Origin of the sequence: Mycobacterium sp., assembly GCF_044223235.1 — a bacterium.
In the GTDB taxonomy this organism is placed as follows: Bacteria; Actinomycetota; Actinomycetes; order Mycobacteriales; family Mycobacteriaceae; genus Mycobacterium.
Genome location: NZ_JBGAME010000001.1, coordinates 615,974 through 634,789 on the forward strand (window position 1 = coordinate 615,974; position 18,816 = coordinate 634,789).

The following is an 18,816-nucleotide window of genomic DNA, read 5'->3' on the forward strand; positions in this document are numbered from 1 at the left end:
CCTAGCGGCGCCGCAACACCATGACGTTGTCGGCCAGCGTCGCGGTCTGGCCGTCGGGCCCGACCGCCTGCCGTTCCACCGACTCCATCCGGTCCCGTTCCCAGTCGGCCTCGGCCAAATCCAGCTGCGCGACAACCTCTTCGGCGGCCGGGAAGTAGTGGTCGTGGATCTCCCGATCGGCCCACGGCGGCGCGCCCCCGTGGTCGACGATCAGCAGCCGCCCGGCCGGGGCGACGGCCGCGGCGGCGTTACGCAGGATCTGCTCGCGCTCCAACCGGACCAGCGAATGCAGGAACTGCGCCGACACCAGGTCGTAGGTGCCCGCGGGAAAGCTGTCCGACAGATCGTGGTGCTGAAAGTCGATGCGCCGCAGCACGTCACGCTCCCGTGCCGCTTCGGCCGCCCGGTTCAGCGCGGTCCGGGAGATGTCCACGGCCACCACCGCCCAGCCGCGTTCGGCCAGCCACACCGCGTCGGCACCCTCCCCGCAACCCAGATCCAGTGCCCGGCCAGGCGGCAGCTGCGCCGCCAGCTCGGCCAACCGGGTGTTCACCCGGCCACTCCAGATCCGATCCTGCGCGCCGTAGCGCTCTTCCCAATGTTGTTGCGCCTCGGTCATCGACATGACCCCAGCTTGCCCACCACTACGGCAAGCTGCCAAGCTGGTTTGCCATGCAGGCAAACCAGGACGACGTGGACAACCGGGTGCGACGCCGGCTGCGCGAGCTGAGGCTGCAGCGCGGGATGACGCTGGACGACGTCGCCGGACGAGCGGGTATCGACGTATCGACGCTGAGCAGGCTGGAGTCGGGAAAGCGCAGGCTCGCACTGGATCATCTGCCGCGGCTGGCCACCGCGCTGTCGGTCAGCACCGACGAACTGCTGCGCGCACCCGAGGCCGCCGACCCGCGCGTGCGCGGCGAGCCGCACACCCGCAACGGCGTCACGTTCTGGCCGCTGACCCGCCATGGACCGGCGGGCGGCCTGCACGCATTCAAGGTCCGCATCAGCGCGCGCCGTCGCTCGCCGCCGCCGGATCTTCCCGTGCACGAAGGGCAGGACTGGGTATACGTGCTCTCCGGGCGCCTACGGCTCATCCTCGGCGAGCGGGATTTCACCATCGAGCCCGGTGAGGCCGTCGAGTTCAGCACATGGACGCCGCACTGGTTCGGGACGGTCGACGGTCCCGTCGAGGCGATCCTGATCCTGGGTGCGCACGGAGAGAGGCTGCACCTGCATACCTGACCTACAGGTGGGCGGTCTGGTTCACCAACCGTACCGAGGAACCGCCGTCCGGGTAGAACTCGGCGATGCTCAGCGAGGCGAGATCCAGGTGCAGCCGGTAGAGAATGCCCTCCCCGGCATCCAGCGCCATGCGCAACATCGTCTTGATCGGGGTCACATGCGACACCACCAGCACGGTCGCCGCACCGTACTCGGCGATGAGGCGGTTGCGTGCCCTGCGCACCCGGTGCGCCACCGCGTCGAAGCTCTCCCCGCCGGGCGGCGGCACGCTGGTATCGCGCAGCCAGCGCCGGTGCAGGTCGGGATCGCGCTGTGCGGCTTCCGCGAAGGTCAGCCCCTCCCACGCACCGAAATCCGTCTCGACCAGGTCGTCGTCGACGGTGACGTCCAGCCCGAGCGCCTTCGCAGCGGCGGCCGCCGTGTCGTAGGCGCGCTGCAGCGGGGACGTCACCACGGCCGCGATGCCGCCCCGCTCCGCGAGATATCGCGCCGCGGCGTCGGCCTGACCCCGGCCCACCTCGGTCAGAGCCGGGTTGCCCCGGCCCGAATAGCGCCGCTGCGCGGACAATTCGGTCTGACCGTGTCGCAGCAGCAGCAGTCGGGTGGGCTCCCCGGTTGCCCCGGTCCATCCGGGCGAAGGCGTCGGGTCCGGGATCCGGGCCGCGGGTTCGGCGAGCGTGTCGGCGATGTCAGCGATGTGCGCCGCCGCATCCATGGCCTCGTTGGCCAGCCGGTCGGCGTGGGCGTTCTCGGCGCGCGGGATCCAGGTGAAGTCGATCCGGTCGAATACCCGTGCCAGCGCGGTGGCTTGGCGGTTCAACTCGATCAGGTCGGGATGCTTGACCCGCCACCGGCCCGACATCTGCTCCACCACCAACTTGGAGTCCATCGACACCGCGACGTCCGACGCGCCCAGCCGGGCCGCTTCCTCGAGTCCTGCGATGAGCCCGCGATATTCGGCGACATTGTTCGTCGCCACCCCGATGGCCTGTTTACTTTCGGCCAGAATCGTCTGACGGTCCGGCGACCACACCACCGACCCGTACCCCGCCGGGCCGGGGTTGCCGCGCGATCCGCCGTCGGCCTCGACGAGGACTTTCACTCGACCTTCATCTGCACGCTCAGACCTTGACCCGCAACAGGATTGCGCCACACTCCGGGCAGCGCAGCACCTCGTCCTCCGCGGCGGCCGCGATCCTAGCCAGTTCCCCCTTGTCGATCTCGATGCGGCAGGCCCCGCACCGGCGGCCCTGCAATACGCCCGCACCTGCGCCGCCACGCTCCCGCTGCCGTTCGTAGAGCGCGACCAGTTCTGCGTCCAGGGTCGACACCAGTTCGTCACGGCGGGAAAGGTTCTGGTGCCGGGATTGATCGAGGGTGTGCAAGGCTTCCTCGCGCGATCGTTCGGCGGCGCTGAGGTCGTTTTGCACTTCGTCGATACGGCTGAGTTCGGCGTCCTGCTGGCCCTGCAGTTCCTCCCGGCGCTCCATCACCTCGAGCAGGGAGTCCTCCAGGCTGGCCTGTCTGCGCTGCAAGGTCTCCAGTTCGTGCTGAAGTTCGGTGATCTGTTTGGCACCGACCGTTCCGGCGTCGATCAGCGAGCGGTCCCGGTCCTCGCGCTGGCGCACCGCGTCGATCTCGGATTCGAACTTGGCCACCTGGCCGTCCAGATCGTCCAGCGCGATCTGCAGGACGGCCAGACGGTCGTTGGCCTCGCGGTGCGCCGCCTGGGCCTGCTCGAGGCGCTGCTGTTCGGGCAGGTTCTTGCCACGGTGCGCGATCCGGCTCAGTTCGGCGTCCACCCCAGCCAGTTCCAGCAGCGAACGTTGTTGCACGACTTCAGCTTTCATGACCCTCTCTCGACGTTCCATGGATCGGTGCGAATCGGGCACACCCGCACGGGCAGGGCATCACCGAAGTGATCACGCAGCAGCCGCGCCGCCTGACCGCACCACGGGAACTCGCTTGCCCAGTGCGCAACGTCCACCAGCGCCACCCCGGATGCCCTGCGGTGCTCGTCGGCCGGATGGTGGCGCAGGTCGGCGGTGACGTAGGCCTGGACGTCGGAGGCCGCCACCGCGTCCAGGAATGAGTCCCCCGCTCCCCCGCAGACTGCCACCCGGGTGACGATGGCGTCGGACTCCCCCGCGGCGCGCACCCCCCAGGACGTCGCGGGCAGCGCATCGCGCACCCGGGACACGAACGCGGGCAGCGACTCCGGCGCGGGCAGCACGCCGATCCGGCCGAATCCGACCGCCGACGGGACGGGGGCCAGCGCGAGCACGTCGAAGGCCGGTTCCTCGTACGGGTGGGCCGCCCGCATGGCGGCCAGGATGCGCCCGCGCAGCCGGGCCGGGGCGATCACCTCGACCCTGTCCTCCGTCACGAGTTCGACGGTTCCCACCGAGCCGATCGCGGGCGTCGCTCCGTCATGCGGCAGGAACTGGCCGGTGCCTTGCACGCTCCAGCTGCACTGCGAATAGTCGCCGATCTGGCCGCCCCCGGCGGTGAAGATGGCCCCCCGCACCGCGGCGGCGTGCTCGCGCGGCACGAAGACCACCCACTTATCCAGATCCGGCCGGCCTGGGCGGGGCGCGAGCACCCCGTCGACGGCTAGGCCAATGGCCTCGGCTAGCGCGTCGGAGACTCCCGGCGACGCCGCGTCGGCATTGGTGTGTGCGGTGAACAACGCGCGCCCGGTGCGGATGAGCTGGTGGATGAGCGCGCCCTTGGCGGTGTGGGCGGCGACGCTGTCGACTCCGCGCAGTAGCAGGGGGTGGTGGGCCAGCAGAAGTCCCCGCTCGGGCACCTCGGCGATCACGGCGGCGGTGGCGTCGACGGCCACCGTCACCGACTCGACCGTCTCCCCGGGATCACCGCACACCAGGCCCACCGAGTCCCAGTCCTCGGCCAGGCCAGGCGGGTAGGCCGCGTCCAGCACGCTGATGACGTCGGCCAACCGGACGCTCATCGCACCACCCCGCACCGAGGGAGTCGACTTACCACATCACGACAGTAGTGGGCCGGGCCACGGGCCAGGCACCGGGACGACCACGATCGTCAGGGACAATGGGGACGTGACACATACGGCGCACGCGAGGAGCACAGAAACCCCGGCGCACGCGAGGAGCACACGCCCGCAGCTGGTCCTCTTCGACCTCGATGGCACCCTGACCGACTCCGCGCACGGAATCGTGTCGAGCTTCCGCCACGCACTGGCCGAGATCGGCGCGCCGATTCCCGACGGCGACCTGGCCGGCCGCGTCGTCGGGCCGCCCATGCACCACACGCTGCAGACCATGGGTCTCGGTGACAGCGCCGACGCCGCCATCGCCGCCTACCGCGCGGACTACACCACCAGAGGCTGGTCGATGAACAGCCTGTTCGACGGCATCCCGGAGCTGCTCGCGGACCTGCAGGCGGCCGGGGTCCGGCTGGCGGTCGCGACGTCGAAGGCCGAGCCGACCGCACGCCGGATCCTCGAGCACTTCGGGCTGGACGGCCACTTCGAGGTCATCGCGGGTGCCAGCGTGGACGGGACACGCGCCACCAAGGCCGATGTGGTCGCGCATGCACTGGCGCAGCTGGGGCCGCTGCCGGAGCGGGTGCTGATGATCGGCGACCGGATGCACGACGTGGAGGGCGCCGCCGAGCACGGCATCGGCACGGTGGTGGTGGCGTGGGGCTACGGGGGCACTGACTTCGATAGCGCAGTCGGTAGTGAGAGCACTGCCGCGCTGGCGCACGTGTCGACGATCGGGGACCTTCGTGGGGTGCTCGGTGTCTAGCCCCGGCCTGCACGTCACATTCATTTGTTCGGGCAACATCTGCCGATCACCGATGGCCGAGAAGATGTTCGCCCATCAGATCGACGAGCGCGGCCTGGCCGACGTGGTCCGGGTGACCAGTGCGGGCACCGGCGGCTGGCATGTCGGGGACGCGGCCGACCGGCGGGCCAGTCACGTGCTGCGGGAGCACGGCTATCCGACCGCGCACCGGGCGGCGCAGATGGATGACGATCACTTGTCCGCCGACATGGTGGTGGCGCTGGGCCGCGACCACGCCCGGATCCTGCGGGATATGGGGGTGCCGGCCGACCGGCTGCGGATGCTGCGGTCGTTCGACCCGCGATCCGGCAGCCACCCGCCAGACGTCGACGACCCGTACTACGGCAGTCAAGGCGACTTCGACGACGTGTTCGCGGTGATCGAGGCCGCGCTGCCCGGCCTGCACGACTGGGTAGACGAGCAGCTCGCCGAGCGGGGCGTCGCGAGTTAGCCCGCCGATGAACCCGCCGACGAACACAGTGAAGAAGCGAAACCGGTTGCCGCGCTGTATGTTCCTGTTGCGGCCGTCCTGGCTGGCGCTGTTCGTGGTGGTCGCCGCGTTCGCCTACCTGTGCTTCACCGTGCTGGCGCCCTGGCAGCTGGGCAAGAACACCAAGACTTCCCGCGAGAACGCCCAGATTTCGCACTCGATGACCGCCGACCCGGTGCCGGTGACGGATTTCCTCCCGCACCAGGATTCGTCGGCGCCGGACAAACAGTGGCAGCGGGTAACGGCCACCGGCCGCTATCTGCCCGACGCGCAGGTGCTGGCGCGGCTTCGAGTCGTGGAGGGCGAACCGGCATTCGAGGTGCTGGTGCCCTTCGCGGTCGAGAGTCCGGTCGGCGGTCCGGTCGTGTTGGTCAATCGCGGCTACGTGCGGCCGGTGCAGGGTTCGCAGGTGCCGCCGATCCCGCCGCCGCCGACGGGCACCGTGACGATCTCGGCCCGGATGCGTGACTCCGAGGGGGTCATGTCGGGCAAGGAGCCGTTCGTGGAAGCCGGGACGCAGCAGGTCTACTCGATCAACGTCGCGCAGATCAGTGCCCTCACCGGGGTTCCGCTGGCCGGTTCCTACCTGCAGTTGAGCGACGATCAGCCGGGCGGCCTCGGGGTCATCGGATTACCGCACCTGGACGCCGGGCCGTTCCTGTCCTACGGCATCCAATGGATCGCGTTCGGCATCCTCGCGCCGCTCGGCGTCGGCTATTTCGTCTACTCCGAGCTGCGGCAGCGCCGGCGGGAAAAGGCCGCGGCAGACGCGGCCGACGCCAAGGCCGCTGAAGCGTCGCCCGCCACCCCGGCACCGCCGCTCACCGTCGAGGAGAAGCTTGCCGACCGCTACGGGAGGCGGCGCTGACCGACGCGGCCGCCACGGCCAGCACGGCCGCCAGCGCCTGCGTCGCGCGTGAGAGCCTGACGGAGGCGGTGAGGTCGGCGGTTTCGGGTATGCGTCCGTCGCCCAGCGTCGGGCGCATCTCGAGCTGATGGGCGTACTGGGTGGGTCCGCCGAGCCGGACGCCCAGCGCCCCGGCGAACGCCGCCTCCACCACGCCAGCGTTGGGGCTGGGATGGCGCGCGGCGTCGCGGCGCCACGCCCGCAGCGCCGCGCGCGGCGACCCGCCGACCAGGGGTGCGCACGCGGCGGCGAGCAGCGCGGTCACCCGGGACGGCAGGAAATTGGCCACGTCGTCGAATCGCGCTGCCGCCCAGCCGAAACGGACGTAGCGCCGGGAGCGGTGTCCGATCATCGCGTCGAGTGTGTTGGCGCCGCGGTACACCAGCGCTCCCGGCACGCCGAAGGCCGCGGTCCACAGCAGTGGAGCCACCTGGGCGTCGGAGGTGTTCTCCGCCACCGATTCCAGCGCCGCACGGGTCAGACCCGCGCTGTCCAGCGCAGCCGGGTCGCGGCCGCACAGCGAGGGCAGCAGGCCTCGGGCGGCGTCGATGCCGTCCGCGACGAGCAGCCCCGACATCTGGGCGCCGATCCGGGTCAGCGATGTCCCGCCCAGCGTCACGTAGGTCACGGCCGCCGTCGCGATCACCGTCGCCGCATTGCCCCGGCGCGCGGCCACCCGTTCCACCGTCAGGCCCGCGGCTCCGAGCGCGCCGAGCAGCGAGGCGGTGTGCAGCAATCCCGCTCGCCGGGTGTCGGCGTAGGTGAACCGCTCCAGTTCAGCGGCCGCCTGGCCGAACTGCGCGACGGGATGCGCACGCCGCGGATCAGCCAGCAACAGGTCGACGAGGTAGCCGACGGCGATTCCCGCACCGCGGGCGGGGATTCTGCGGCCACGCACCCCGCGAGCGTCTCACGAAGTGGTCCACTCGAACGAAACGGCGCGACGGAATCGAACCCATCGGTGCCCGCGTACGTGTGGATTCGTGTATGCCCATCGACAGAGCGGGGAAAACCAATGTCGCCCTTCCCGGGACTCAACCATGTCGCCGTCACCGTGCGTGATCTCGGCGTCAGCGCACCCTGGTATCAGGAGCTGCTCGGCGCCGACCCGGTGCTCGACGAACACACCGATGCGGGGTTCCGCCACGTGGTGTGGCTGCTGCCCGGTGACACCCTGTTCGGCATCCACGAGCACGATCAGAGGGCGCCGGATGAGCGGTTCACCGAGTTCCGGGTCGGGCTGGACCACGTGAGTTTCGGCTGCGCCGACCGCGGCGAGCTCGAACAATGGGCCGCCCGGCTCGATGAACTCGGCATCGCCCACGGGTCTATCGTGGACGCCCCCTACGGTTCGGGGCTGAGCTTCCGCGACCCCGACGGGATCGCGCTGGAGTTCTTCGCGCCCCCGCCCGCGTAGTACAGGTATTTCTGAATACAGATCTAGCTGTACTATCGCTGGGTGCCGACGACACTCACGCACACCGACGCACTGGCGCGGTTCGGCCACGCCCTTTCTGACGCCACCCGCACCCGGATCCTGCTCAACCTCAACCGGGCGCCGAGCTACCCCGCCGAACTGGCGGAGCGCATCGGCGTGTCACGGCAGATCCTGTCGAACCACCTGGCCTGCCTGCGGGGCTGCGGCCTCGTCGTGGCGGTGCCCGAGGGTCGTCGCACGCGCTATGAACTCGCCGACGCGCGGATCGGTCATGCGCTGACCGATCTGATGGGTCTGGTGCTCGCCGTCGACCCCGACTGCACCTGCGTCGGGCCGGACGGTCAGCCGTGCGGGTGCCAATGACCGGGACCGGGGCTGTTGACCGCCGGGCGCTGCTCGCCCGCCGCATCCGGCTGTTCGTCGCCGCGACGATCACCTACAACATCGTCGAAGCCGTCGTGGCGATCTCGGAGGGGGCCCGGGTTTCGTCGACGGCCCTCATCGGGTTCGGGCTGGACTCGGTGATCGAGGTGTCGTCGGCGGCCGCGGTCGCATGGCAGTTCGCCGCACCCGATCCGCAGGCGCGGGAGAAGGTGGCGCTGCGCATCATCGCCTTCTCGTTCTTCGCGCTGGCCGCCTATGTGGCGCTCGACGCCGGGCGCTCGTTGCTGGGCGCCGGGCGGGCCGAGCATTCGACGATCGGGATCGCGCTGGCGGCAGCGAGCCTGGTCATCATGCCGGTGCTGTCCTGCGCGCAGCACCGGGCCGGACGGGAGCTGGGTTCGCTGTCGGCGGTGGCCGATTCGAAGCAGACGCTGTTGTGCACCTATCTGTCGGCGGTGTTGCTCGGCGGCCTGCTGCTCAACAGCCTGCTGGGCTGGTGGTGGGCCGACCCGCTCGCCGCGCTGGTGATCGCCGGCGTCGCGGTCAAAGAGGGCGTCGACGCGTGGCGCGGTGACGCGTGTTGCGCGCCGGTCACCGCCGAAGCGGGACGTCCCGGCGCGACGTGCGACTGCAGCGAAAACACGTAGTCGACGTGGTGCGCCAAACACCCATGAACAAATTGCGCTGCAACCACTTTGAAGCGGGTGACAGCTCCGGCGGCGACTACTTCGCCGGTATCAGATGCGCGTCGCCGAACTCGTTGGCCGTTCCGGCCGGGGTCAGGGCCGCGATGTAATGCTGCGGACCGTGGTCGTTCAGCGAAAACCGGAACGGCAGACCGCGCAGCAACCGGAACTTGCTCGCCACGAAACCCAACGGGACCTCGATGAGTCCGAAGAGGTCGGCCAACTGGGTGATCGGGTGGTCGGAGGTGTCCTTCCAACGGTGGTCGTATCGGTACTCGCGTCCGAAGTGCGCGAAATCGTCTGAGTCGCTTGGCGGCAGATGCGGCACGATGTCCTTGCGGTAGACGTAGCGGACCACATTCCCGTTGAGGAACTCGTGCGCGTCGCAGGCCTTGGCGAAGTCCGGCGAGCCCACCATCGGGGCCCCGAAGGTGTACGCGCCCTTGAAGACCGGCTCGAACAGCCCGGTGTAGTCCTCCTCCACGGACAGCATCACGGCCATCAGCGCAGCCATCGCCCCGCCGAGGCTGTGACCGGTGAGGTAGAGCGTCGTCATCGGATTCTGCATGCGCTCCATCGGCCGATCGTCGTCGTCGTCGAGCACGGAACGTCCCTCCAGCGCCCGCTGCAGTGCCGCGATCACCACGAATCGGGTGGCCCGAACGTTGCGGTAGAACCCGGCATGGACGGGATACGTGTCATGTGTGTCATCGGACGGGGCGGCTGGCTGCGTCTTCGGAAACGGGAAAGCAATCCGGTCCGGACGGACGTCGGTGTCGGTGAGCCAGTTGATCACGTTCGACGGTTCGGTGCCGCGGTAGGCCACGATCACCACGCTGCCGTCGCGACTCTGGATCACGTAGGCGGTGGACCGGATGAACATCGCGTCGACCGACATCGTCACCTGAAGGCAGTGATTGTCGATCAGGCCCATCCGCGCGAACATCATCGCCACGGTGTCCGCGTCCGAGTAGGCATAGCCGGCTGCCACGGCGAGGGCATGGGCCACCGTCGGGTCGGGCTGCGGCCCGGCCGCGGAGAGCCTCTCCGCCAGATCGGGGTACACAGGGAAGGCCGCCGATGCGGACCTCCTGGCCGGCCGCAGGATGTCCAACGGGGGTGCAATCGACTTCTCGATCAGCATGGGTGTCTCCTGTGTCGAGCCGCTGCCACCGGCAGGGCTGCGTCGTTACGGGTGTGCACCATGTGGTCCGCGATTGCTCCGCGACCCCGCGCACCCGCAACCTCATACCACGCACCCCAGTTCACCTGTGTCGGAAGCGTCGTACAGAACGGAGAAGTGATCGATCACGGGTGCGAACATGGTGGCGCGGGAACCGAGCACCCCGGGCATTAAGAAGCTGCAGGTCACAGGGTCGGCACCGTTGACCAGTGAAAACTAGTCCAAGCTGTGCTGCGGCCCCACAAAACTGGCACGTTGCCGTGTACGCCTATCAGGCACACAATGGTGTCATGGCTACAAAATCCGAGCGTTTCGCCGTGCGCCTGACCCCCGAGCAGGACGCGCTGATCCGCCATGCCGCCGAGGTCGAAGGTCTCGATCTCACCGCCTTCGCCGTGCGCGCCGCCCTCGCGCACGCCCACGATGTACTCGCCGACCGCCGGCACTTCGTCATCGACGCCGCCGCCTGGAAGGAGTTCAACGCCCTGCTCGACCGGCCCGCCCAGTCCAAGGAAGCTCTGGCGAAGATGTTCGCCAAACCGTCGATCTTCGAGAAGGACGGGTGACCGGCTACAGCACCCCCCGACCGATCAGCGACGCCGATGACGTCGCCGAGTTCGACAGCGGAGAACCCAGCCTCGACAACTACCTCCACAAACGCGCGCTGGCCAATCACGTCGGGGGCGCCTCCCGCTGCTTCGTCACCACCTACGACGGCCGCATCGTCGGCTACTACGCCCTCGCGACGGGGGCGGTTTCGCATGCCGACACCGCCCGCAAGTTCCGCCGCAACATGCCCGACCCGATACCGGTGATCTTGCTGTCGCGCCTCGCTGTTGACCACAAACACCAGGGCCTCGGGCTGGGCGAGAACCTGCTGCGCGACGCCATCGCCCGCGCCGTGCAGGTCTCCCGAGACGTTGGCGTCCGCGCGATCCTCGTGCATGCACTCCACGATGAAGCGCGCCGCTTCTACACCCGCTACCAGTTCGAACCGTCGCCCACCGACCCGCTGCACATGATGCTGCTGATCAAGGACGCCCAGGCGAGCGTTCCCGCCCTGCGGCCAGATGACGCGGACGACTCTCACCGTCGGGAGCTGATGGAAAAAATGGTCAAGGCCGGTGCAGATCGTGAGCACCTCGAATCGCTGACCGACGAGCAGTTTCGCCGCTTGATGTCAGTCATTGCGCTCACGCATGCCGACGAGTTGCGCAAACTCTTCCCGGATGGCGCCGATGCGGTGCTCGTCGCCGCTCGCGAAACCACCGGGTTTACGGACAAGGCGCTGCGGAAGGTGACGCTACGTGACGGGAGTGGTCTACTAGTCGACGCCGACTGCGAGGACACCGACGACGAGATCCGAGCTGCCTATCTCGCTGCTCACGAGTATCAAGACGAGGAAGGCCGCGAAGAGGCCCAGGAGATCGCTACGGCAGCGGAGGAACGGCCGTGAACCGCGCTAGCGGTTCGCCCCGTCCCGCCATTCGCGTTCAACGCGAGTGAACTCCTCGGTGAGCGAGACCATGGTGGTGCTGTCGCAGTGCGCGGTCGGTGCGTCGCTGTCCGGTGACGCGACCACGGCGACACGCCAGAAATGGATGAAGGACGGTCGAGGTCGACCGTCTTCATCTTCCGATCAGTCGAGTTCCGCCACTGAACTACAGGCCCCAATCCGTGGACCGAAGGGGACAACCTAAGGGGACAACTGTCGAACCCTCGAACGGTGGACCGCATCCGTCGCCTGAGTTCGCACTCGGCAGATTGTCCATGATCACCAGGGTCAACGTGGCATACTTGTGGCATGAATCGCATACGACTCAGCACTACTGTCGACGCTGAGTTGCTGAATAGCGCTCGCAACCTGCAGACCGGAGCCACCGATGCCGCACTCATCGACGAGGCTCTCCGCGCACTACTGGATCGCCACCGATCAGCCGAGGTGGATGCAAGTTACGCCGCCTACGACGAACATCCCATTGATGAGCCCGACGCATGGGGCGACCTCGCGTCGTGGCGGCGCGCAGCTGCGGACTCGTGAGCACACTTCCCGCACGAGGCGAGGTGTGGTGGTGCGAAATGGTCGAAATCGGCAGGCGTCCAGTTGTTGTGCTCTCACGCGATGCTGCCATTCCCCGGCTAAAGCGGGCACTCGTCGCACCCTGCACAACGACCATCCGCGGGTTGGCCAGCGAAGTTGTTCTCGAACCCGATTCCGACCCGATTCCGCGCCGATCCGCAGTGAATTGTGACTCAGTCGAAAGCGTCTCAGTCGGGGTGTTGGTGAGTCGACTTGGCAGACTCGCAGAGACACGGATGCACGACATCTGCTCGGCTCTGGCAGTTGCGGTGGACTGCCCCAATAACGGCGAAGCCGCGGCTAGCTTTCGACCTTGAAACTTAGGGCGTCTTGCCTGGTGGAGCTGACGGGATTCGACCCCGTGTTGCTCGAACACATCGTCCGTACCGGACGCCCTACTTTCCACCGCGCCGCCAACCGGAGGCCAGGGTATTACGGTGGGACGCATACGCGGGCTCGCTGGGACACCCTTGGGCCACTGGCACTCGCAGTACACGCGGGTCCGTTCGCCGCCGACGAGAGTACGGCCCGACCTGCAACAAACACTGGTGGGCGCGACAAGGATCGAACTTGCGACCGCTGGTGTGTAAAACCAGAGCTCTACCACTGAGCTACACGCCCCGTGCGGGGAGGCTACACGGCCGCGGCGGGCGACCGGAAATCCGTCAGGCCACCGTGAGCGCAGCGAGCGCATCGGCCCACACCGACTGGTCGCGCGCCTCCCCCGGCTGCTTGCACTCGGCGAACCGGATGATCCCGGAGCGGTCCACGACGAAGGTGCCCCGGTTGGGGTAGCCGGCCTGCTCGTTGAACACCCCGTAGGCCTGGCTGACCGCACCGTGCGGCCAGAAGTCCGAGAGCACCGGAAACGTGAAATTGCTTTGGGTGGCCCAGATCTTGTGGGTCGGCGGCGGCCCAACCGAGATCGCCAGCGTCGCGGTGCCGTCGTTCTGAAATCGAGGCAGATGATCGCGGATCTCGTTGAGCTCGCCCTGACAGATGCCGGTGAACGCGAGCGGAAAAAACACAAGCAGCACGTTCTTGTCGCGCATCGCGCCCAGGCTGACCGGCCGGCCGTTCTGGTCCTTCAGCGTGAAGTCGGGAGCCTCGACTCCGTTACCAAGCACTGCGAACCAGCACCTATCGCTTCCCCGCCCGCGACTTGGGCTGCACCAGCCGGCTTGCGATCCAGTTCCCGAGATTGGCCGACGAGGTCTGCATCAGGCCCGCCGTGGGCGCCGATTCGGCGATCTCGGCCGGTTGCACGTGCCCCGGTTTACCCGTCTTGGGGGTGACCACCCAGATCACGCCGTCCTCGGCCAGCGGGGTGATCGCGTCCATCAGCCGGTCCACCAGATCGCCGTCGTCGTCTCGCCACCACAACAACACGACGTCGACGACCTCGTCGGCGTCCTCGTCGAGCAGCTCGGCGCCGCACGCCTCCTCGATGTCGGCCCGGATGTCGTCGTCGCTGTCCTCGTCCCAGCCCAGTTCCTGGACGACCTGATCCTTCGTTACGCCCAATCGTTGGGCGTACCCCGGGGCTGCCTTCCCCCCGTCACTCCGCTCCTGCCCGCCGCCGCTCGCCGCGACCACCGTCTGGCCTCCTTCACCCCACTCGCGTTGTAGAGAACTAATCGTCGCACGCACGGTCTCGCTGCGAACGGCTGGCATCCGAGGTTTGTCAATATGCGGCATCACACAGATTCAGAGCGGTGTCCCTCGAGTCGTTGAGCCGGTTGATAGCGGTGTTGAAATCGTCGGGGCCGTAGTCGTCGCGAACGGCGACCGCCACCGCGCGGGCCGCGTCGACCCACGCGGTAAGCCCATCCCGCAGTTCACCGGGCAGCGTGTCGGAGATACCCGCAGCCACCAGATCGGCACTGCGGTTGAGGGCGTCGATGGCGGGCCCCGCCTTGGCCGTCACATCGGCGGCGTCGTCGTTGAAGGCGCCGACGTAGGCGTTGACCGCGACGATCGCGTCGACGCTCGAGGAGCTCAGGTCCTCGCACACGGTGTGGATCGCCTCGGTGGTCAGCGACTCCTGGCGCTGCGACTCACGCGCGCTGGAACGCGACGCCGACGCCTCGACCGACGACGACACCGAAGTCCGGTACGCGGGGGCGTCGCCCTTGTCGATCTGCGCCGTTCCGCTGGTCACGGACGTGCATCCGACGATGACCATCGCGAGTGCGGCGAGCCCACCGACCACCGCAGCGACGATCCGCAGCCGCCGTATCCAGCACCGCGAACCCGTCAGCACGGTCTGCAGACGTTACCGGTTGATGTTGGTACGTGCCCGTTCATTGCACTCGCCACACCCGACGTCGCCGATGCGGCACGATGGGTAGACGATAGAGCACGCCACAAGCACAAACACGCCACAAGCACAAAGAGTTCGCACCGCCACTGACACCGCCTACCTAGGAGCGGAAGTTGACCACCGAGTTCGTGCGCCAAGACCTGGCCAAAAACTCCACCCCCACATCCGAGGGTGATCGCGTTCGGGTTATCCGGGAGGGTGTCGCGTCCTATCTACCCGACATCGATCCCGAGGAGACCACCGAATGGCTCGAGTCGTTCGATGATCTGCTCGACCGGTCCGGCCCCGCACGGGCTCGCTACCTGATGCTGAGGCTGCTGGAACGCGCGGGCGAGCAGCGCGTCGCCATCCCGTCGCTGACCTCCACCGACTACGTCAACACGATCCCGACCGACCTCGAACCCTGGTTCCCCGGTGATGAGGACGTCGAGCGGCGCTACCGCGCCTGGATCCGGTGGAACGCCGCGATCATGGTGCACCGGGCGCAACGCCCGGGAGTCGGTGTGGGCGGCCACATTTCGACGTACGCCTCGTCGGCGGCGCTGTACGAGGTCGGCTTCAACCACTTCTTCCGCGGCAAGTCCCATCCCGGCGGCGGCGACCAGATCTTCATCCAGGGCCACGCCTCCCCCGGCATCTACGCACGCGCCTTCCTCGAGGGCAGGCTGACCGCCGACCAGCTCGATGGCTTCCGCCAGGAGCACAGCCATCCGGGTGGCGGCATCCCGTCCTACCCGCACCCGCGGCTGATGCCCGACTTCTGGGAGTTCCCGACGGTGTCGATGGGCCTCGGCCCGATGAACGCCATCTATCAGGCCCGGTTCAACCACTACCTGCACGACCGCGGCATCAAGGACACCTCCAACCAACACGTGTGGGCGTTCCTCGGCGACGGAGAGTGCGACGAGCCCGAGAGCCGCGGCCTGGCGCACGTGGCGGCCCTGGAGGGGCTGGACAACCTGACCTTCGTCATCAACTGCAACCTGCAGCGCCTCGACGGTCCGGTGCGCGGCAACGGCAAGATCATCCAGGAACTGGAGTCCTTCTACCGTGGGGCCGGCTGGAACGTCATCAAGGTGGTGTGGGGCCGCGAGTGGGACGCCCTGCTGCACGCCGACCGCGACGGCGCACTGGTCAACCTGATGAACAGCACCGCCGACGGCGACTACCAGACCTACAAGGCCAACGACGGCGGGTACGTGCGCGAACACTTCTTCGGACGCGACCCGCGCACCAAGGCCCTCGTCGACCCGATGACCGACCAGGAGATCTGGAACCTCAAGCGCGGCGGCCACGACTATCGCAAGGTCTACGCCGCGTACCGGGCCGCGACCGAGCACAAGGGTCAGCCCACGGTGATCTTGGCCAAGACCATCAAGGGCTACACGCTGGGTAAGCATTTCGAGGGCCGCAACGCCACCCACCAGATGAAGAAGCTTGCGCTCGAAGATCTCAAGGACTTCCGCGACCGCGAGCGGATCCCGGTCAGCGACGAGCAGCTGGAAGCCAACCCCTACCTGCCGCCGTACTACCACCCGGGCCCCGACTCCCCGGAGATCAGCTACATGCTGGACCGCCGCCGCGCGCTCGGCGGATTCCTGCCCGAACGACGCACGAAGACCAAGGCACTGACCCTGCCGAGCCGCGATACTTACAAGGCGCTGAAGAAGGGATCGGGCAACCAGGAGGTCGCCACCACCATGGCGACCGTGCGCACGTTCAAGGAACTGCTGCGCGACAAGAACATTGGCAAGCGCATCGTGCCGATCATTCCCGACGAAGCGCGGACGTTCGGCATGGACTCGTGGTTCCCGACCCTCAAGATCTACAACCGCAACGGCCAGCTCTACACGGCCGTCGACGCCGAGCTGATGCTGGCCTACAAGGAGAGCGAAACCGGCCAGATCCTGCACGAGGGCATCAACGAGGCCGGGTCGACGTCGTCGTTCACCGCAGTGGGCACGTCGTACTCGACGCACAACGAGCCGATGATCCCGCTGTACATCTTCTATTCGATGTTCGGGTTCCAGCGCACCGGCGACGGGTTCTGGGCCGCCGCCGACCAGATGGCCCGCGGGTTCGTGCTGGGCGCCACCGCCGGGCGCACCACGCTGACCGGTGAGGGCCTGCAGCACGCCGACGGGCACTCGCTGCTGCTCGCCTCCACCAACCCGGCGGTCGTCGCCTACGATCCGGCGTTCGCCTACGAGATCGCCTACATCGTCGAGGACGGTCTGGCGCGGATGTACGGGGAGAACCCGGAGAACGTCTTCTACTACATCACCATCTACAACGAGCCCTACGTGCAGCCCGCGGAACCGGAAGGGCTCGACGTCGAGGGTGTGCTGCGCGGCATCTACCGCTACCGCAAAGCGCCCGAGAGCCGCGGCAACGTCGCCCAGATCCTCACCTCGGGCGTGTCGATGCCGGAGGCGCTGCGCGCGGCCGACCTGTTGGCCGCGGAGTGGGACGTCGCGGCCGACGTATGGTCGGTGACCAGCTGGGGTGAGCTCAACCGCGACGGTGTTGCGGTCGAGAAGGAACAGCTGCGCCATCCCGAGCGCCCCGCGGGCACGCCGTATGTCACCAAGGCCCTGGCCGAGGCGCAGGGGCCGGTGGTCGCGGTGTCGGACTGGATGCGGGCGGTGCCCGAACTGATCCGGCCGTGGGTGCCGGGCACCTACGTCACCCTGGGCGCCGACGGGTTCGGGTTCTCCGACACCCGGCCTGCAGCTCGGCGCTACTTCAACATCGACGCCGAGTCGGTGGTGGTCGGGGTGCTCGAGGGGCTGGCCCGCGACGGCAACATCGACAAGTCTGTCGCGGTCGAGGCCGCACGCAAGTACCGGATCGACGACGTGTTCGCCGCCGAGGTCTCCTATAAGGACACCGGCAGCGCCTGAGCCCCCCGGCAGCATCCGCACCGTTTAGAGGGTTTCGCCAGTTTCCTGGCGTAGATTTTAGGGATGCCCGACAACCGGTTCATCCCGCCGGCATCCACGCTCGAGGTGCTGCAGAACGTCCCCGACTCCGTCCTGCGACGGCTGCAGCAGTACTCGGGGCGGCTGGCCACCCAGGCCGTGCACGCGATGGAGGAACGGCTGCCGTTCTTCGCCGGGCTGGAGGCCTCCCAGCGTGCCAGCGTGCATCTGGTGGTGCAGACGGCGGTCGTCAACTTCGTCGAATGGATGCGCAACCCGACCAGCAACGTCAGCTACACGGTGCAGGCGTTCGAGGTGGTGCCGCAGGATCTGACCCGGCGCATCGCGCTGCGTCAGACCGTCGAGATGGTGCGCACCACCATGGAGTTCTTCGAAGAGGCGGTGCCCCTGCTCGCGCGGTCCGACGAACAGGTCACCGCGCTGACGGCGGGGATCCTGCGCTACAGCCGTGATCTGGCGTTCGCGGCGGCGACGGCCTACGCGGACGCCGCCGAGGCGCGCGGCGCCTGGGACACCCGGATGGAGGCCAACGTCGTCGACGCGGTGGTGCGCGGCGACGTCGGACCCGAACTGCAGTCCCAGGCCGCCGCCCTGAACTGGGATGCCACCGCGCCGGCCACGGTGATCGTCGGGCTGCCCCAACCCGACCGCATCGACCTGGCCAGCGACGACGTTCGCGACGTCGTCAACCGCAACGACCGGGCCGCGCTCTCCGACGTGCACGGCACCTGGCTGGTGGCGATCGTGTCGGGCCCGCTCTCACCGACCGACCGGTTCCTGTCCGAACTGCTGCAGGTGTTCGCCGACGGCCCGGTGGTCATCGGGCCGACCGCGCCGACCCTGACCGCAGCCCACCGCAGCGCCACCGAGGCCATCACGGGGATGAACGCCGTCGCGGGGTGGAGCGGGGCGCCCCGGCCGGTGTCGGCGCGTGAACTGCTGCCGGAGCGGGCGCTTTTGGGCGACGCGACGGCCATCGCCGCGCTGGAAACGGAGGTGATGCGGCCACTGGGCGATGCGGGTCCGGCGCTCACCGAGACCCTCGATGCCTACCTGGACTCCGGCGGGGCGATCGAGGCCTGTGCGCGCAAATTGTTCGTTCATCCAAATACCGTGCGCTACCGGCTGAAACGGATCACGGACTTCACCGGCCGCGACCCCACGCTGCCCAGAGACGCCTACGTGCTGCGGGTGGCCGCGACGGTGGGCAGATTACACAGGCAGGCGCAACAGACCAGCCCGCCAAACGGCCGACTGATGGGAGTGCCTGCGGTGCGTCCGGCCGGCGCGACAGCATTTCGCGGAATGTAA

20 protein-coding genes, 1 tRNA gene and 2 pseudogenes are annotated in these 18,816 nt (G+C 68.2%); 13 read left to right on the forward strand and 10 right to left on the reverse strand.

Annotation, left to right across the window (positions count from 1 at the left end; translation table 11 throughout):
- Window position 1: 1 nt before the first annotated feature.
- On the reverse strand, window positions 2-625 hold the full coding sequence (locus ADBZ6K_RS02745; protein ID WP_526344266.1) for a class I SAM-dependent methyltransferase: 624 nt from the start codon (window positions 623-625) through the stop codon (window positions 2-4).
- Window positions 626-672: 47 nt separating this feature from the next.
- On the opposite strand from ADBZ6K_RS02745, the gene relB reads away from it, so the two are divergent.
- Window positions 673-1,245 carry a type II toxin-antitoxin system RelB family anti-toxin gene (gene relB, locus ADBZ6K_RS02750; protein ID WP_526344267.1) on the forward strand — a complete coding sequence of 191 codons (573 nt, stop codon included), beginning with the start codon at window positions 673-675 and terminating at the stop codon, window positions 1,243-1,245.
- Between the two features lies 1 nt (window position 1,246).
- Here relB and ADBZ6K_RS02755 read toward each other — a convergent pair whose 3' ends face one another.
- The 3 genes from ADBZ6K_RS02755 to ADBZ6K_RS02765 are packed head-to-tail and all read right to left on the reverse strand — an operon-like array spanning window position 1,247 to window position 4,216.
- Window positions 1,247-2,347, reverse strand: a complete 1,101-nt coding sequence (locus ADBZ6K_RS02755; protein ID WP_526344268.1) for a bifunctional RNase H/acid phosphatase — start codon at window positions 2,345-2,347, stop codon at window positions 1,247-1,249.
- Between the two features lie 19 nt (window positions 2,348-2,366).
- A complete protein-coding gene (locus ADBZ6K_RS02760) occupies window positions 2,367-3,095 on the reverse strand; it encodes a zinc ribbon domain-containing protein (RefSeq protein WP_526344269.1) in 729 nt (242 codons plus the stop codon).
- Window positions 3,092-4,216 carry a Nif3-like dinuclear metal center hexameric protein gene (locus ADBZ6K_RS02765; RefSeq protein WP_526344270.1) on the reverse strand — a complete coding sequence of 375 codons (1,125 nt, stop codon included), beginning with the start codon at window positions 4,214-4,216 and terminating at the stop codon, window positions 3,092-3,094. The genes ADBZ6K_RS02760 and ADBZ6K_RS02765 overlap by 4 nt, the downstream gene beginning before the upstream one ends.
- A gap of 106 nt (window positions 4,217-4,322) precedes the next feature.
- On the opposite strand from ADBZ6K_RS02765, the gene ADBZ6K_RS02770 reads away from it, so the two are divergent.
- From ADBZ6K_RS02770 to ADBZ6K_RS02780, 3 genes are read left to right on the forward strand one after another with little or no spacing between them, the layout of a single operon-like run.
- Entirely contained in the window at window positions 4,323-5,033 is a 711-nt protein-coding gene (locus ADBZ6K_RS02770) for an HAD-IA family hydrolase (RefSeq protein ID WP_526344271.1), read from the forward strand.
- Window positions 5,026-5,523: a low molecular weight protein-tyrosine-phosphatase gene (locus ADBZ6K_RS02775; protein ID WP_526344272.1), complete on the forward strand. Its 498-nt coding sequence runs from the start codon at window positions 5,026-5,028 to the stop codon at window positions 5,521-5,523. The genes ADBZ6K_RS02770 and ADBZ6K_RS02775 overlap by 8 nt, the downstream gene beginning before the upstream one ends.
- 46 nt (window positions 5,524-5,569) lie before the next feature.
- Complete coding sequence (locus tag ADBZ6K_RS02780) at window positions 5,570-6,430, forward strand: SURF1 family cytochrome oxidase biogenesis protein (RefSeq protein ID WP_526344364.1); 861 nt, start codon at window positions 5,570-5,572, stop codon at window positions 6,428-6,430.
- Here the strand turns inward: ADBZ6K_RS02780 and ADBZ6K_RS02785 are convergent.
- Window positions 6,384-7,367: a cobalamin biosynthesis protein gene (locus ADBZ6K_RS02785; protein ID WP_526344273.1), complete on the reverse strand. Its 984-nt coding sequence runs from the start codon at window positions 7,365-7,367 to the stop codon at window positions 6,384-6,386. The genes ADBZ6K_RS02780 and ADBZ6K_RS02785 overlap by 47 nt on opposite strands.
- A gap of 117 nt (window positions 7,368-7,484) precedes the next feature.
- Here ADBZ6K_RS02785 and ADBZ6K_RS02790 point away from each other — a divergent pair, with 117 nt between their 5' ends.
- The 3 genes from ADBZ6K_RS02790 to ADBZ6K_RS02800 are packed head-to-tail and all read left to right on the forward strand — an operon-like array spanning window position 7,485 to window position 8,938.
- Complete coding sequence (locus ADBZ6K_RS02790; protein WP_526344274.1) at window positions 7,485-7,886, forward strand: VOC family protein; 402 nt, start codon at window positions 7,485-7,487, stop codon at window positions 7,884-7,886.
- Between the two features lie 27 nt (window positions 7,887-7,913).
- Window positions 7,914-8,270 carry an ArsR/SmtB family transcription factor gene (locus tag ADBZ6K_RS02795; RefSeq protein ID WP_526344365.1) on the forward strand — a complete coding sequence of 119 codons (357 nt, stop codon included), beginning with the start codon at window positions 7,914-7,916 and terminating at the stop codon, window positions 8,268-8,270.
- A complete protein-coding gene (locus tag ADBZ6K_RS02800; protein ID WP_526344275.1) occupies window positions 8,267-8,938 on the forward strand; it encodes a cation efflux transmembrane domain-containing protein in 672 nt (223 codons plus the stop codon). The genes ADBZ6K_RS02795 and ADBZ6K_RS02800 overlap by 4 nt, the downstream gene beginning before the upstream one ends.
- Before the next feature lie 76 nt (window positions 8,939-9,014).
- Here the strand turns inward: ADBZ6K_RS02800 and ADBZ6K_RS02805 are convergent, their stop codons facing one another.
- Entirely contained in the window at window positions 9,015-10,121 is a 1,107-nt protein-coding gene (locus tag ADBZ6K_RS02805) for a lipase family protein (protein ID WP_526344276.1), read from the reverse strand.
- Between the two features lie 329 nt (window positions 10,122-10,450).
- On the opposite strand from ADBZ6K_RS02805, the gene ADBZ6K_RS02810 reads away from it, so the two are divergent.
- The 4 genes and pseudogenes from ADBZ6K_RS02810 (at window position 10,451) to ADBZ6K_RS02825 (ending at window position 12,557) form a co-directional block, all read left to right on the forward strand.
- Window positions 10,451-10,726 (forward strand): type II toxin-antitoxin system TacA family antitoxin, encoded by a 276-nt coding sequence (locus ADBZ6K_RS02810; protein WP_526344277.1) that lies wholly within the window; start codon window positions 10,451-10,453, stop codon window positions 10,724-10,726.
- A pseudogene (locus ADBZ6K_RS02815) lies at window positions 10,723-11,214 on the forward strand (GNAT family N-acetyltransferase); the annotation flags it as partial. The gene ADBZ6K_RS02810 and the pseudogene ADBZ6K_RS02815, both read left to right, overlap by 4 nt.
- Before the next feature lie 732 nt (window positions 11,215-11,946).
- Window positions 11,947-12,201: pseudogene (locus ADBZ6K_RS02820) on the forward strand (type II toxin-antitoxin system antitoxin MazE5); the annotation flags it as partial.
- Window positions 12,198-12,557 carry a type II toxin-antitoxin system PemK/MazF family toxin gene (locus ADBZ6K_RS02825; protein WP_526344278.1) on the forward strand — a complete coding sequence of 120 codons (360 nt, stop codon included), beginning with the start codon at window positions 12,198-12,200 and terminating at the stop codon, window positions 12,555-12,557. The pseudogene ADBZ6K_RS02820 and the gene ADBZ6K_RS02825, both read left to right, overlap by 4 nt.
- Before the next feature lie 229 nt (window positions 12,558-12,786).
- Here ADBZ6K_RS02825 and ADBZ6K_RS02830 read toward each other — a convergent pair.
- The 4 genes from ADBZ6K_RS02830 to ADBZ6K_RS02845 form a co-directional block, all read right to left on the reverse strand.
- A tRNA-Val gene (locus tag ADBZ6K_RS02830) sits at window positions 12,787-12,861 on the reverse strand.
- Between the two features lie 44 nt (window positions 12,862-12,905).
- Complete coding sequence (locus ADBZ6K_RS02835; RefSeq protein ID WP_526344279.1) at window positions 12,906-13,367, reverse strand: peroxiredoxin; 462 nt, start codon at window positions 13,365-13,367, stop codon at window positions 12,906-12,908.
- Between the two features lie 13 nt (window positions 13,368-13,380).
- Window positions 13,381-13,764 (reverse strand): DUF3052 family protein, encoded by a 384-nt coding sequence (locus tag ADBZ6K_RS02840; protein WP_526344280.1) that lies wholly within the window; start codon window positions 13,762-13,764, stop codon window positions 13,381-13,383.
- A 160-nt stretch (window positions 13,765-13,924) separates the two neighbouring features.
- On the reverse strand, window positions 13,925-14,425 hold the full coding sequence (locus ADBZ6K_RS02845; RefSeq protein WP_526344366.1) for an Rv2240c family protein: 501 nt from the start codon (window positions 14,423-14,425) through the stop codon (window positions 13,925-13,927).
- Window positions 14,426-14,676: 251 nt separating this feature from the next.
- Here ADBZ6K_RS02845 and aceE point away from each other — a divergent pair, with 251 nt between their 5' ends.
- Both aceE and ADBZ6K_RS02855 read left to right on the forward strand, forming a co-directional pair.
- Window positions 14,677-17,466 carry a pyruvate dehydrogenase (acetyl-transferring), homodimeric type gene (aceE, locus tag ADBZ6K_RS02850; RefSeq protein WP_526344281.1) on the forward strand — a complete coding sequence of 930 codons (2,790 nt, stop codon included), beginning with the start codon at window positions 14,677-14,679 and terminating at the stop codon, window positions 17,464-17,466.
- A gap of 63 nt (window positions 17,467-17,529) precedes the next feature.
- Window positions 17,530-18,816, forward strand: a complete 1,287-nt coding sequence (locus ADBZ6K_RS02855; RefSeq protein ID WP_526344282.1) for a PucR family transcriptional regulator — start codon at window positions 17,530-17,532, stop codon at window positions 18,814-18,816.